Source organism: Candidatus Brevundimonas colombiensis (assembly GCA_029202665.1).
Taxonomy (GTDB): Bacteria; Pseudomonadota; Alphaproteobacteria; order Caulobacterales; family Caulobacteraceae; genus Brevundimonas; species Brevundimonas colombiensis.
On the sequence record CP119326.1, the window covers coordinates 1227404 to 1240014 of the forward strand.

Annotated in this window: 17 protein-coding genes; 11 read left to right on the forward strand and 6 right to left on the reverse strand. The window is 65.4% G+C overall.

What is annotated here, in order from left to right:
• Positions 1-3: 3 nt before the first annotated feature.
• Complete coding sequence (gene metK, locus P0Y50_05740; GenBank protein WEK41107.1) at positions 4-1209, reverse strand: methionine adenosyltransferase; 1206 nt, start codon at positions 1207-1209, stop codon at positions 4-6.
• 147 nt (positions 1210-1356) lie between these two features.
• Between metK and P0Y50_05745 the strand changes: the two genes are divergently transcribed.
• From P0Y50_05745 to P0Y50_05760, 4 genes are all read left to right on the forward strand, one after another.
• Positions 1357-1743, forward strand: coding sequence for a helix-turn-helix transcriptional regulator (locus P0Y50_05745; GenBank protein WEK41108.1), 387 nt, complete (start codon positions 1357-1359; stop codon positions 1741-1743).
• Between the two features lie 87 nt (positions 1744-1830).
• Positions 1831-2172: a hypothetical protein gene (locus tag P0Y50_05750; GenBank protein ID WEK41109.1), complete on the forward strand. Its 342-nt coding sequence runs from the start codon at positions 1831-1833 to the stop codon at positions 2170-2172.
• 14 nt (positions 2173-2186) lie between these two features.
• Positions 2187-2651, forward strand: a complete 465-nt coding sequence (locus P0Y50_05755; GenBank protein ID WEK41110.1) for a hypothetical protein — start codon at positions 2187-2189, stop codon at positions 2649-2651.
• A 3-nt stretch (positions 2652-2654) separates the two neighbouring features.
• A complete protein-coding gene (locus P0Y50_05760) occupies positions 2655-3005 on the forward strand; it encodes a hypothetical protein (protein ID WEK41111.1) in 351 nt (116 codons plus the stop codon).
• A gap of 27 nt (positions 3006-3032) precedes the next feature.
• On the opposite strand, the gene P0Y50_05765 is transcribed toward P0Y50_05760, so the two are convergent.
• The gene (locus P0Y50_05765; GenBank protein WEK41112.1) at positions 3033-3386 is read right to left on the reverse strand and encodes a helix-turn-helix domain-containing protein; all 354 of its coding nucleotides are present in this window, start codon (positions 3384-3386) and stop codon (positions 3033-3035) included.
• A 231-nt stretch (positions 3387-3617) separates the two neighbouring features.
• On the opposite strand from P0Y50_05765, the gene P0Y50_05770 reads away from it, so the two are divergent.
• The 4 genes from P0Y50_05770 to P0Y50_05785 all read left to right on the forward strand — a co-directional run bounded on the left by P0Y50_05770 (position 3618) and on the right by P0Y50_05785 (position 5450).
• Positions 3618-4238, forward strand: coding sequence for a helix-turn-helix transcriptional regulator (locus P0Y50_05770; GenBank protein ID WEK41113.1), 621 nt, complete (start codon positions 3618-3620; stop codon positions 4236-4238).
• Positions 4239-4265: 27 nt separating this feature from the next.
• A complete protein-coding gene (locus tag P0Y50_05775) occupies positions 4266-4631 on the forward strand; it encodes a hypothetical protein (protein ID WEK41114.1) in 366 nt (121 codons plus the stop codon).
• Between the two features lie 180 nt (positions 4632-4811).
• On the forward strand, positions 4812-5057 hold the full coding sequence (locus tag P0Y50_05780; protein ID WEK41115.1) for a hypothetical protein: 246 nt from the start codon (positions 4812-4814) through the stop codon (positions 5055-5057).
• 30 nt (positions 5058-5087) lie between these two features.
• Positions 5088-5450, forward strand: a complete 363-nt coding sequence (locus tag P0Y50_05785) for a helix-turn-helix transcriptional regulator (protein WEK41116.1) — start codon at positions 5088-5090, stop codon at positions 5448-5450.
• 658 nt (positions 5451-6108) lie between these two features.
• On the opposite strand, the gene hemW is transcribed toward P0Y50_05785, so the two are convergent.
• A complete protein-coding gene (gene hemW, locus P0Y50_05790) occupies positions 6109-7290 on the reverse strand; it encodes a radical SAM family heme chaperone HemW (protein ID WEK41117.1) in 1182 nt (393 codons plus the stop codon).
• The gene (gene rdgB / locus P0Y50_05795) at positions 7283-7885 is read right to left on the reverse strand and encodes an RdgB/HAM1 family non-canonical purine NTP pyrophosphatase (GenBank protein ID WEK41118.1); all 603 of its coding nucleotides are present in this window, start codon (positions 7883-7885) and stop codon (positions 7283-7285) included. Before rdgB ends, hemW begins: the two co-directional genes overlap by 8 nt.
• Before the next feature lie 454 nt (positions 7886-8339).
• Here rdgB and P0Y50_05800 point away from each other — a divergent pair, with 454 nt between their 5' ends.
• From P0Y50_05800 to P0Y50_05810, 3 genes are read left to right on the forward strand one after another with little or no spacing between them, the layout of a single operon-like run.
• Positions 8340-8933 carry a DUF2975 domain-containing protein gene (locus tag P0Y50_05800; GenBank protein ID WEK41119.1) on the forward strand — a complete coding sequence of 198 codons (594 nt, stop codon included), beginning with the start codon at positions 8340-8342 and terminating at the stop codon, positions 8931-8933.
• Between the two features lie 23 nt (positions 8934-8956).
• On the forward strand, positions 8957-9196 hold the full coding sequence (locus P0Y50_05805) for a helix-turn-helix transcriptional regulator (protein WEK41120.1): 240 nt from the start codon (positions 8957-8959) through the stop codon (positions 9194-9196).
• Positions 9193-9780 carry a Smr/MutS family protein gene (locus P0Y50_05810; GenBank protein ID WEK41121.1) on the forward strand — a complete coding sequence of 196 codons (588 nt, stop codon included), beginning with the start codon at positions 9193-9195 and terminating at the stop codon, positions 9778-9780. Before P0Y50_05805 ends, P0Y50_05810 begins: the two co-directional genes overlap by 4 nt.
• A 76-nt stretch (positions 9781-9856) precedes the next feature.
• Here P0Y50_05810 and P0Y50_05815 read toward each other — a convergent pair whose 3' ends face one another.
• Together P0Y50_05815 and P0Y50_05820 are read right to left on the reverse strand one after the other, a co-directional pair.
• Positions 9857-10498 (reverse strand): TetR/AcrR family transcriptional regulator, encoded by a 642-nt coding sequence (locus tag P0Y50_05815; GenBank protein ID WEK41122.1) that lies wholly within the window; start codon positions 10496-10498, stop codon positions 9857-9859.
• A 187-nt stretch (positions 10499-10685) separates the two neighbouring features.
• Positions 10686-12530, reverse strand: a complete 1845-nt coding sequence (locus tag P0Y50_05820) for a cation:proton antiporter (GenBank protein WEK41123.1) — start codon at positions 12528-12530, stop codon at positions 10686-10688.
• Positions 12531-12611 lie beyond the last annotated feature (81 nt).

Below are 12611 nucleotides of genomic sequence, written 5' to 3' on the forward strand. Positions count from 1 at the left end.
GGCTTAGGCCAATGCCTTGAGCTGATCGACCAGATCGGTCTTTTCCCAGCTGAAACCGCCGTCCGCGTCCGGTTCGCGGCCGAAATGGCCGTAGGCGGTGGTGCGGGCGTAGATCGGCTTGTTCAGTTGCAGATGCTGGCGAATGGCCCGCGGCGTGGCGCCGCCGATCAGGTCCAGGATCTTGTCTTCCAGCACCGCTTCGGAAATCTTGCCGGTGCCGTGCAGGTCGATGTGGATCGACTGGGGCTTGGCGACCCCGATGGCGTAGGAGATCTGGATGGTGCAGCGGTCGGCCAGCCCTGCGGCGACGACGTTCTTGGCCAGATAGCGGCACGCGTAGGCGGCCGAACGGTCCACCTTGGTCGGGTCCTTGCCCGAGAAGGCGCCGCCCCCATGGGGCGCCGCGCCGCCATAAGTGTCGACGATGATCTTGCGTCCGGTCAGCCCGGCGTCGCCGTCAGGGCCGCCGATCTCGAAGATGCCGGTCGGGTTGATGTGCCAGACGGTGTTCTCGTCGGTGAAGCCTTCGGGCAGCACTTCGAGGATATAGGGCTTCACGATCTCGGCGACCTGTTCGGAGCTGAGACCCTTGGCGTGCTGGGTCGACAGAACGATCGAGGTGGCGCGGACCGGCTTGCCGTCCTGGTATTCGATCGTCACCTGGCTCTTGGCGTCGGGCTCCAGCTGCGAGCCGCCGGCGTGACGCACCTCGGCCAGTCGCTTCAGGATGTTGTGGCTGTACTGCAGGGTCGCCGGCATCAGTTCCGGCGTCTCGTTGGAGGCATAGCCGAACATGATCCCCTGGTCGCCCGCGCCTTCGTCCTTCTCGTTGGTCGAGTCGACGCCGACGGCGATGTCGGCCGACTGGGCGTGCAGATAGCAGGCGTATTCCGCCGTCTCCCAGTGGAAGCCGTCCTGCTCGTAGCCGATGTCCCTGACCGCCGCGCGGACCAGCGGCTCCAGGCTGTCGATGATACTCTGGGTGAAGGCTTCGTTCTGTTCCTTGGTGGCGCCCGGCTGGGTGGCGCGCACCTCTCCGGCCAGCACGATGCGCTGGGTCGTGACCAGGGTTTCGCACGCCACGCGCGCTTCGGGATCCTGGGCCAGGAAGGCGTCCACGACCGTGTCGGAGATGCGGTCCGCGACCTTGTCGGGGTGGCCCTCGGAAACGCTTTCCGAGGTGAAGAGGAAGGAGGAACGAGCGGCCAAGGGTGGCTCCTGTCTGTGTCAGGCCTTCAGACATATAAAGATATGCTTATATCTTCAAGCGACCTGACGGCAGAGCGTATCATCTCAAGCGCAGCTTATGCGGCTGACACCCGCGACAAATACGGTAAACAGGGCTTCGGAGATCCAATGCCCGACAGCCTGACGACAAGAGAGAGCGAATGCGTGCACCTTGCCGGCCAGGGGCTGGAGGACAAGGAGATCGCCGCGCGTCTGGGCATATCGCCTCGCACCGTCGGCAATCACCTGCACCGCGCCTACGCCAAACTGGGCGTATCCGACCGCAAACTGGCCGCCCGCCGACTGAGTATCGCCTACTCAGAGGCGTCGATACTCATTCCCGAACCGGTCGCTTCCGGGCCAGTTGATCCGGCGTCGGCTGAACGGTCGGTCGACGACAGCGCCGAAGTCCTGCCGTCCTGGCCTCTGCCTTCCCCGCCTCGCGGGATCGGTGCGCGGTTGGGGATCATGCCGCCGGAGCCGTCGTCGCCCTGCTGCTCGCCCTCGGGATCGTGACGGCAGGTATGGGGGTTCCAGCCCTTTTCGACCGGATCGCTCCCGAATGGGCTCGCTGACGCGGACATCATTCTAAAGGATCGACCAATGAGAAATATGCAGGTTGGCGTCAGGGTCGCACGACAGGTCCGCACGGCGGAACACGCGATCGACCAGGCCATGATCGAGGTTTGCCGCCTGGTCCAAACCTCCTTGGAAGGCCGCGTGGAGAGCCGTCTGGCCGCCGAGGTAGGGCAGTCGGCCATCGAACATATCATCGCGGGTCTGGGCCAATTGGCTGCCGTGCGCGCCAGTGTCGTCGCGGGTCATGCCGATCTGGCGACGGTCGCCGATGATCACGGCATCGGCTGGCGCATGGATGGAATGGGTGAAAGCAAGACCGATCCCAAGGTGACCGCCAGCCTCGATGTCGTCAAACTGGCCGCCTGATCGGAGGCGACCCCATGCCCTCGCCGTTGCTGATGTTCGGCTCGGGTATGACCGTGGTCGCCCTCTGCCTTCTGGTTTGGAAAGGGCGACGGCCTGAGCGCGAAGCCGCTCTCGGTCTGTTTCTCACCCAGATTCTGTCGGGCTGGGTCGATCATCTGGTCATCGGTCAGTTCCGATGGGCGGTCGCGGCGATTTCCTTCGGCCTGCTGGCCCTGCTGATCAGGCTCGCCCTTCGCTATGATCGGTGGTGGTTGCTGCTGGCCGCCGGCGCCCAGTTGCTGGCCTTCGTCACCCATCTGTCTTCGCTGCTCGGTCCCGGCGCCCTGACCTGGTCCATCGTCACCGCGCGCATGACCGTCTGGGTCGAGATTATGTTCTTGGCCCTCTTCGGGGTGTGGGAAGCGCGCCGTGCGCCCTACGCCCGATCTTCTTCATCGCTGCGGGAAACGCCCGACAGCGCACGCACTCAAAGGATCTGAACCGTGATCACTGAAAACGCCAGCGGCTTCCTGCCCCTCTTCCGCTCCTGGTTCGACACCGCGGCCATGGCCGAAAAAGTCGGCGTGTCGGGCAGTCCCGACAACCTGCTGGCCGAGCTGGATCTAGGGCTCATGGTCGAAGCCGAGCCGAGCCTGCTCAACCACACGCCCGTCAGCGCCGCAGAGGCGGCCTGCATGCTGGAAGTGGTGCGCCAGAACATGATCGACGCCGGCCGTTCGGACGGCCTGGACCTTCGCGCTCTCGCGGCCGTCCAGCGCTGGCTGGCCGACCATGCGACGGGCCAGGCCGACGATCAGCCGGTCGAGCGGCTGCTGCGTCAGGCCCAGGTCTGATTCAATCCGTCAGGGGGCGGCGGCAGATCAGCCGCGCAGCCCCTTGGCGACGATCAACAGGGCGTCGCGCTGAGCGGGGTCCTGAATGCCGCGGAAGGCTGCCAGAAGTTCGGCCACGCCTGGGGCGGCCAGCGCAAGCTCGTCGCCCTCGGCCGTCTCCAGTTCGCCCAGCAGGGCCGCGCCGGTCGATTTCAGGACGGAGGCGATCTGCAGCAGGCGCGCGGCGGACACGCGATTGACGCCCCGCTCGTACTTCTGAATCTGCTGGAAGGTGACGCCCGCGCCGGCGGCCAACTGAGCCTGGGTGATGCGAAGTTCCTCGCGACGCGCGCGGATGCGTCCGCCAATAGCGATGTCTACGGGATCAACTGCGTCGTTCATTTGGGCCTACGGTCAGATCTGATGCGGTGCCAAGGCCCCAAAACGCCCTCCACGTCAAGCCAAAGCTTGCAACCTAAGGGGTGTTACTTGCGTCGGCCAACAGGAATTCAACCGCGAGGATATGTGACTTGGCGCCGGTCGTGGCGGCAACCCATAGAGTGTTGTCTAAGGCGGTTGATCGGGTGAAAGTTCAATGGATGTCGAGGAGACGTAGAGCCTTTGCCGCAGTCCATGGAGATGCTGACGGAGCGCGAACGGGAATGCCTGCGGCTGGTTCACGCACACCATAATTCCAAACAGATCGCCCGAGCGCTCGGCATCAAGCCTGGCACGGTGGACAAACACTGTGAGAACGCGGCGCGCAAGCTTCAGGTGGAGAGCCGGATCGCCGCCGCCCTCGTGCTGGCGGCGTCAGAAACCACACCGACAAATTCGCACCCCGAGACGCTCCCAATGGCCGCAACGACGGTGGGCGAGCGGAATGAGGCGGCTGAAGGGAGGCCTCATGACGCTTATCGACGACACCATTCCGCCGGTCAGCTGGCGCGAAATGGAAACCATTCTCATGGGTCTGGCGACGACGGATACGAAACGGATGATGGTTCGACACCTGGTGGACGGGACGCGCAAGCAAGCGATCTTTCTGACGCCCGGCGCAGTCATGACCGAAGTGTTCTATATCGCCTCGGCCATGATGGACGTGAAGTTCAGCCCGTCGATATCGGCTACCGGCAACTCGGCAGCATCCTCGTTGTCTTCGGCGTCGCAGCCGCTGCAGCCTGGATTGTAACCGCCCTCGCCGGGGCAGAACAGTTCGCCCTCTTGTTGCAGAAACTGCGCTACGGCGGCTGAACCTCGGCTCATCATCGGACCATAGACATGAAACGCGCCGACCAGGCGACGGCCATAGCCGCTCGCCTTCAACACGCCCTGCTTCAAGCCGAGGCCGGGCAGGACCAATCCATTCAACGCCTTGGCCGTCTGACTCAGGTCATGACGCGCAGCCGCCGGGAAGCCGGCCTGTCTGCGACGGTGGGTCAGCCGGCCTTCGATGCCCTGGCCCGAGCTCTCGCCGCACAGATTGAGGCCCAGAGCGCGATGGTGGACTTGCACGAGGCGCTCGCCGAAGTGAAAGGGCGCACCAGATTCCGCTCCGTTCGACTGGGCGGATTGGACAAGCAAGACGAGCCTGTGCCGCGCGTGACCAAAGCGACGGGACTGCGCGTCGTTGAGGACGCAGCCTGAATCATACAGGGTGATGGGGCTATGTCGCCCATATACCTCATCACCCTGGGATTTCTGATCGTCGCCACGACACTCGCCATCTGGCGAGGGGGATGGTGGGAGCGGGCGGTCGCAAGCGTGCTTGTTCTCGCTTGGCTTTTGACGGCTCTCGGCCCGTTCGATCGTCGCCAAATCCCCTGGGTGGCTGTTGTGTCCGACGGAATGGTGTTCCTGTTCCTGCTGTACGCGGCCCTGCGATCCGGCCGACGCTGGACCCAGCCGGCTGCGGGGTTCCAGCTGTTGATCCTGGCCACCCACTACGCTTTCGCCAGTAATCGAGCGTTGGAGCAGTGGGCCTATGTATCAGCCTATTATGTCTGGAACATCGCGGTCATCGCCGCACTTTTGGCGGGCGTCATCTGGCGCGCCAGACAACCTTCGTTATAGAAGCGGACTGGCCACGATGGGATTATGCCGATGACGATGCAACGTGACGACCTCGACCCAATCGACATTCATGTGGGGGCGCAACTCAAAGCCCTTCGCGCCACGGCTCGACTGACTCAGGCTGAACTGGCCGGTGCGCTCGGTGTGACGTTTCAGCAAGTCCAGAAATACGAGAAGGGCGTGAACCGCATGGCGGCCTCGACGCTCGCCCGTGCCGCAGCGGCGCTGAACTGCTCGATCACCGACTTTTATCCCAAAACCGAAGTCGACGAAGCACAGCCTGGACGCCAGGATGTGCTGGGTGAACTCGCTGGCCTTTATGACAAGATGGGCAAGCGCCAACGTGATGCTTTGCTGACTACAGCGCGGGCGCTGGCGGACGTGCGCCGATAGCCTAGAGGAAAGCGGTCGGGCAACCAGAGAAAACACCAGGCCTTGCGATGTGTGTTCCTGAAGTGCGAGTACCTTCAAGGCTGGGCGCATAAGGCGGCGAATCGTTGGCCCAAAATCACCTATTAAAGACATCTATGTCGTGGCTTCTTCAGGTCGCGCCTGCTTGTCGAACTGCGTGGCGAAGCGTTGGAAATGCTTGAACTTGTTGAAGCAGCGCTCGATACAGTTGGGTAGTTTGTAGAGCAGGAGATCGTGCGAGATCGGGCTTTTCTCGAGTTGGTCGAGGGGATGACGGCCTCGAATCCGATGCTGGCCAGATGGCAGCGCATTGCTCTGACGGTTGTTGGAGGGCTTTCGAGTTGACGACCTTTATTGCATCTAGCGCGCGTTTAAAGGCTCGAAACCGCGCTTGATACACGAGCGCAAGCGAACGGGAAGTTTGCATAGAGCTTGCCAGCGACGGCCTTCACGAAGCCGACGCACAATCCCGGCGATCATCCAGCGATTATCGACGCGCCGCTTGCCTGTGTAGACCTTGGAATGTGCGGTTCGATCACCGCAAATTGCTTGTCCGACAACCCGAAATGGCCGCCATGACCCAAGCATCCTCAAAAGTTTGAGTCACAAACAATCAATCCAACGCCATTGGATGCGAGCTCTAAGTCAGAAGCGCCTTCAGCACGCCGTCCAGGACGGGCCGGCCCCGGTCGGTGGCGATCAGCCGGCCGTGGCGCAGCGTCAGGAAGCCGTCGGCGATCAGGTCCGCGACGGGCGCCGTCTCGGGCGCCAAGCCCAGAGTGGTCAGAAGGGCGGCCGGCGCCCCCTCGGTGGTGCGGAGCGCCAGAAGGAACCGCTCCTCGGCCGCGTCGGCGGGCGACAGGATTTCGCGGTCCGACCAGGGCGTCGACGCCTCTACGCCGGACGCATAGTCGGCGATGCGGCGGTGGGCGACGGTGGCGGTCCTGGTCCCGTCCAGCGTTAGCCGCCCGTGGGCGCCGGGGCCGAGGCCCAGATAGTCGCCGCCGCGCCAGACATGCAGATTGTGCGCCGACCGGGCGTCCGGACCGCGCGCATGGTTGGACACCTCATAGGCGTCGAAGCCGGCCTCCGACAGAACCGCCTGTGTCGTCTCATACAGGGCGGCGGCGACGTCTTCGTCGGGCGGGGTAAGGGTTCCCCGCACAAAGGCCCGGCCGAAGGCGGTGGTCGGTTCTATGGTCAGTTGATAGGGCGAGACGTGTTCGAACCCGAGGTCGAGGGCGGCGGTCAGTTCGGCGCTCCAATCCTGCGGCGTCTGATCCGGCCGGGCGTAGATCAGGTCGATGGACAGCCGATCGAAGGCCCGGCGCGCCAGATCGACCGCGCGATACGCCTCGGCCGCCGAATGGTCCCGGCCCAGAAAACGCAGGGCGTCGTCGTCCAGCGCCTGGACCCCCATCGACAGGCGATTGATTCCGGCCTGGGCCAGGGCGGCGAAGCGGGCGGCCTCGGCGTCGGTGGGATTGGCTTCAAGCGTGATTTCGATCGCGCCCGCGGGGGTGTAGAGGCGTTTGGCCGTCTCCACGATGCGGGCCACGGCCTCGGGCGGCATCAGAGAGGGGGTGCCGCCCCCGAAGAAGATGGAGGCCAGCCGCCGGGGGCCGGTCAGCGCCCGCTGGGCCTGAAGGTCCGCCAGGATGGCCTCAACCAGCCCGCCCTGCTCCGCCGCCCGCCCCCGGTCACGCACGACGTTGAAGTCGCAATAGGGGCAGATGCGCGAACAATAGGGCCAGTGGATATAGAGGGCGACATCCGAGCCCGGGTCAGGCGGCCCCCGGTCAAGCCGCGATGCGTCAGTCAATCAGGGCGGCCCTCAGTTTTTCGAAGGCGCGGGTGCGGTGGCTGATCGCGTCCTTGGCCGCCGGCTCCATTTCCCCGAACGTCAGGGCGCCGCCGTTGGGGATGAACAGGGGGTCGTAGCCGAAACCCCGCGCGCCCCGCGGCGGGAAGGTCAGATGGCCATCGACCACGCCCTCCACCACCACGCACGGTCCGTCGGGCCAGGCGACGGCCAGGGCCGAGGTGAACCAGGCGGTGCGGTCGGCGGCCCCGATCTCCTCCAGCCGCTGCTCCACCTTGCTCATGGCGACGGCGAAATCCTTGCCTGGCCCGGCCCAGCGCGCGGAGAAGATGCCCGGCGCCCCGTCCAGGGCCGCGACCGAAAGGCCGGAATCATCGGCCAGCGACACCTCGGCCGACCGCTCCGCCGCATGGCGCGCCTTGAGCATGGCGTTGCCCGCGAAGGTGGTCTCGGTCTCGTCCGGCTCGGGCAGGTTCAGCTGGCCTGCGGTGACGATCTCGTAATCTCCGCCGAGCAGCGCCGAGATTTCCGGGACCTTGCCGGGATTATGGGTCGCGACGACGATCCGCATCCCCTTGATTAGCTTGAGGTTCATCGATGCTCCTGCCGTTGAAACGGTCTATTGCCAAAGTTTAATATCGTTAAACGATATGTAACGTGTCTTTCCGCGTCGCACGGCCTATCTCTTGATCATCAAGAACGAGGTCGCAACGTTCTTGAGTTCGGCCAAATCCGAAACATTCATGCGATCTAAAAACAAACGGGGCGATAATCGCCCTTCAGGAAAGACGGAGAAATAAGATGCATACGATGAACACCTCGATGTGGCTGGACAAGGTCGGCGCTGCTTTCGTCACCACGGTTCTGATCGCCGCCCTGCCGACCGCCTTCGTCACCGTGCTGATGCAAGCCTTCTGATCCTTACGCCATTTCGATCACGAGAGTTTTGACGATCCGCATGAAGACCGCGATGTATAGAGCCGCGCGCGGGTTCTTTGGACCCCGCGCGGTCGCCGCCCGCCTTCTTCAGACCTGAGACCAGACCCGCCATGCGCCTGCCGACGCCGCGATATCCGACGAAGCGAGGCGAGGCGCGATCCCTGACGTGGTTGAAGGCCATGGGGCCGGGGTCGGTGTCCAGCGTGCTGAAGATGGTGCTGGACGTGGCCTATGTGCTGTTGTGGCTGATCACCGGGCTTTTGCTGCTGCTGGTGATCGCGGCCATCTTCATCCCTCTGGACAATGTGAACATCACCGTCAGCGGCGACGCCGGGGGCAAGCAGCTGCCGCTGACGCGCACGCTTTTGCTGTTCGGTCTGGGCGCCGCGACGGCCTATTTCGGCGGTTTCATGCTGATCCTGCGCAGCCTGCGCCGCATCATCCGCACCCTGACCATGGGCGACCCCTTCCAGCCCGACAATGTGCGCCGTCTGCGTCAGATCGGCCTGACCCTGGCGGTGGTGACCGGCGGCGTCTGGCTGGCGCAGGGGTTCGTGGCCAAGCGGCTGGCGCCCGGGGTGATGGACCCGCAAGGTCTGGGCGAACTGCTGACCCCCATCTTCTCCGTTCTGATCGTCTTCGTGCTGGCGGAGGTGTTCCGCGAGGGCGCGCGCCTGCGCCGCGAATCCGAACTGACGATCTAAGCCGTTTCGACTAGGATTTCCGCATGGCCATTCGCGTCCAGCTCGACCGCGTTCTCGTCGAACGCCGCATGTCCCTGACCGAACTGGCGGATCGGGTGGGCGTGACGGTGGCCAATCTGTCGATCCTGAAGACGGGCAAGGCGCGCGCGGTGCGGTTTTCGACCCTGGACGCCCTGTGCCGCGAACTGGAATGTCAGCCCGGCGACCTTCTGGCGCACGAACCGGGGCCGGGCGACGTTTTCGAGGACGACGAGACGCCATGAGGCGAAAGGGGACGGGACGCGACGCTGACGGACTGACGCCCGAGGACCGTCGCATCTGGACCCGGGTGTCCAACTCGGTCGTCCCTCCGCGCGCGAGAAAGGCCGCCCGCGTCACGCCGGGCGGCGAGACGCAACCTCCCGTGATCGCATCTGAGCCAAAAGCCTCTCTGCGACCGCCGCCGAAGTCGTCGGCTCCGCGGCCGGCGCCGGCCGCGCCCGTCGATAAAAAGCGCGTCTCTCCGACACGGCCCAAGCCGGCGCCGGAAAATCTGGAGCCGCGTCGCAAGCAGCGGCTGTCGCGCGAGCGCGACCCCATCGAGGCGCGCATCGATCTGCACGGCTTCGGCCGTTTCGAGGCCGAGGATCAACTGCGCGGCTTCCTGACATCATGCCAGGCGCGCGGGATGCGGGCGGTTCTGGTCATCACCGGCCAGGGCCGGATGGGCGGCGGGGTGATCCGCGCGGCCTTCGCCGAATGGATGCAGTCGCCCGCCCTGCGCGGCGTCGTATCCGGCTTCACCGTCGCCCATCAGCGGCACGGCGGAAACGGCGCCTTCTACGTCACCCTGAAGCGCCGCGTCTGACATGAGAAAAGGCCGGACCCGCGCTGGCGGACCCGGCCTTTCGACTTATCGGCTTTAGAGACTTGCCAAGGCAGGCCTATTTGGCGGCAAGCGCGCCGGCCAGGATCACGTCGATCTGTTTGCCCATATGGTCCGACAGGGCCTGCGCATCCCAATCGTCGTAGGCGGCGCGGCGATAGTTGGACAGATAGGCGTCCCAGATCAGCTCGACCAACAGACGGATGTCGGCGTCCTTGTTCAGCTCGTTCTTGGCGACGGCGCCCTGGAGAATGCCGCCGATGGCCAGCAGCAGGTTCTTGGTCGCGGCGCGGGCGCGCATCTCGGCGGCCAGGGGCTGGAACCAGGAGCGGGCGACAATGGCCTGGAACAGCGGCAGTTGGTCCAGCGACGACTGATAGCCGGCGGTCAGGGCGCTGAGCAGACGCTGGCGGACGGGCTCGCCCTCGGGGGCGGCGGCTTCGACCACCTCGGCCAGGCGCGTCATGTCCTCGGTCAGGACGGCCTCGAACAGTTCGGCCTTGTCTTGGAAGTTGGCGAAGACGGCGCCGGTGGACATGCCCGCGCCCTTGGCGATGTCGCGGATGGTGGCGGGCTCGTAGCCCCGCTCGGCGAACAGCGAGCGGGCGGCGTCCAGAACCTTTTGCCGTGTGCGGATCTTGGCGACCTGGCGGCGGTTCAAGCGAGGTTCGACGGCGAGGGTTGCGACGGTATCTGTCATGAAATCAGGCTTTTACTCTACTTTAAGTCTCGGACGCTGCGGATAGCCCGAAAGCGACTTGAGGTGAAGATCGCGGCCCGACGGCGGGACGGACAAGCGCGTTCTGCGCCATGAAGGCGGCAAAGGCGTAACAGCGCTTGCATCACGGAACCATGACGAAAATGGGTCCGCCATACGACCATAGGTGTCAATCCTTAGTCGGCGCGGGTTCCGGACGAAAAGCGCGGGCCGTGCGGCGCAGGGCGCGGCTGGGGCGGTTGCGACGCTCCGCCGGCGTCGCCGCCTGGAACGCCCTTCTGAACTGATCGCGCCGTTCGTGGATCGAGGCCAGGACCAGACCCATGGGCACGCCCAGGTCGACCAGGGTGTTTTCGGCCAGCTGCAGACTGGCCTCGGTCGTCTCCGGCACGGCGTCGGTGACGCCCAGGCCGTAGAGACGCATGGCGTGCTGGTCGTCGCGGGCGCGGGCGATCAGGATCAGGTCGTCGCGCATCGCCCGCGCGGTCTGGACCACCTCGTCCACCTTGGCGGGGGCGTCCATGGTCACGATCAGGGCGCGGGTCGACTGGATGCCGCAATGCTGCAGCATCTCGCGTCGTCCGGCGTCGCCATAGAAGACCTCGAACCCGTCGCGACGACCGGCGGCGACGGCGGCGGCGTCGGTGTCCAGGGCGATGAAGGCCTGATCATGCGCCTTCAGCATCTCGCCGATCAGACGGCCCACCCGACCGAAACCGACGATGATGACGGCGCCGTCCGCCCCCGTCGGTGCGGGAATATCGGGCAGGGCCGTCGAATCCTGTTCGGGCCGTTTCGCCAGTTTCTGACCGATCATGGCCAGCAGCGGAATGGAGAAGATGCTGACGGTCGCCGACAGGGCGACGGCGTTGGTCAGACCGGGCGGGGCCAGGCCTTCGACCATGCCGGTGGCGAAGATCACGAAGGCGAACTCGCCCGCCGGGGCCAGGACCAGGGCCGTTTCCAGCGCCGGCCGCGCGCCTAATCCCCACAACCGCGCCAGGGCGAAGATGACGCCGGTCTTGACCGCCGTCAGGGCCAGGGCCAGGCCGAACACCCCGACGGGATCGGCGGCGATGGCGTCCAGGTCCAGCCCCAGTCCGACGCCGACGAAAAAGACGCCCAGCAGCAGGCCCTTGAACGGTTCGATCGACACCTCGACCTCGCGCCGGAACTCGGTCTCGGCCAGAAGAATGCCCGCGACCAGGGCGCCGATGCTCATGGACAGGCCGCTGGCCTGGGCCGCCAGACCGGCCCCGACCACGACCAGCAGACTGGCGGCGACGAACAGTTCGCCCCCCTGGGCCGCCTTTCTCGCCTTGGCCACCGACCGGAACATGGGACGCAGCACCACCCGACCCAGCAGCACCAGAAGCCCCAGGCCGACCGCCGCCGGGATCAGGGTGAACAGCGACCGGCCCAGGATGGCGGCGTCCAGCGCCCCGCCCTGCTGGGCCACGGCGGCCAGGACGGTGACGGTGATCAGAATGGGCGCGACCGACAGGTCCTGGGCCAGGAGTATGGCGAAGGTCGAACGGCCGACCACGCCCTTCAGCCGCCCGCGCTCGGCCAACACCGGCATGACCACGGCGGTCGAGGACAGGGCCAGTCCCATGCCCAGCACCGCCGCGCTGGCCAGGGTCTGGCCGATCAACAGGAAGCCGCCCCCGATCACGGCGGCGCAGACCCCGACCTGCATCATCCCCAGGCCGAAGACCAGGCGGCGCATGGCGCGCAGCCGCTCCCACGACAGCTCCAGCCCGATCATGAACAACAGGAAGGCCACGCCTAGCTCGGACAGCTGCGCCAGCTGACCCGGATCGCTGATGGTGAAATAGGACAGGAAGGGCAGGGCGTGGGCGAACCGGGCCAGACCGTCCGGTCCCAGAACGACGCCGGCCGCCAGGAAGCCCAGCACCGGGCTGATCTTCAGCCGGTTGACCAGGGGCACCATGACCCCCGCCGCGGCCAGGAAGACCACCAGGTCCTTATAGTCTGCGCCGTGTCCGTGCATCGCCCCTCCGTGGTCGTCTCATCTGACCCCGAACCGGCGACTGTGGCGAGACGTCGCAGCGCTTTCATGAATTTTTTTTAA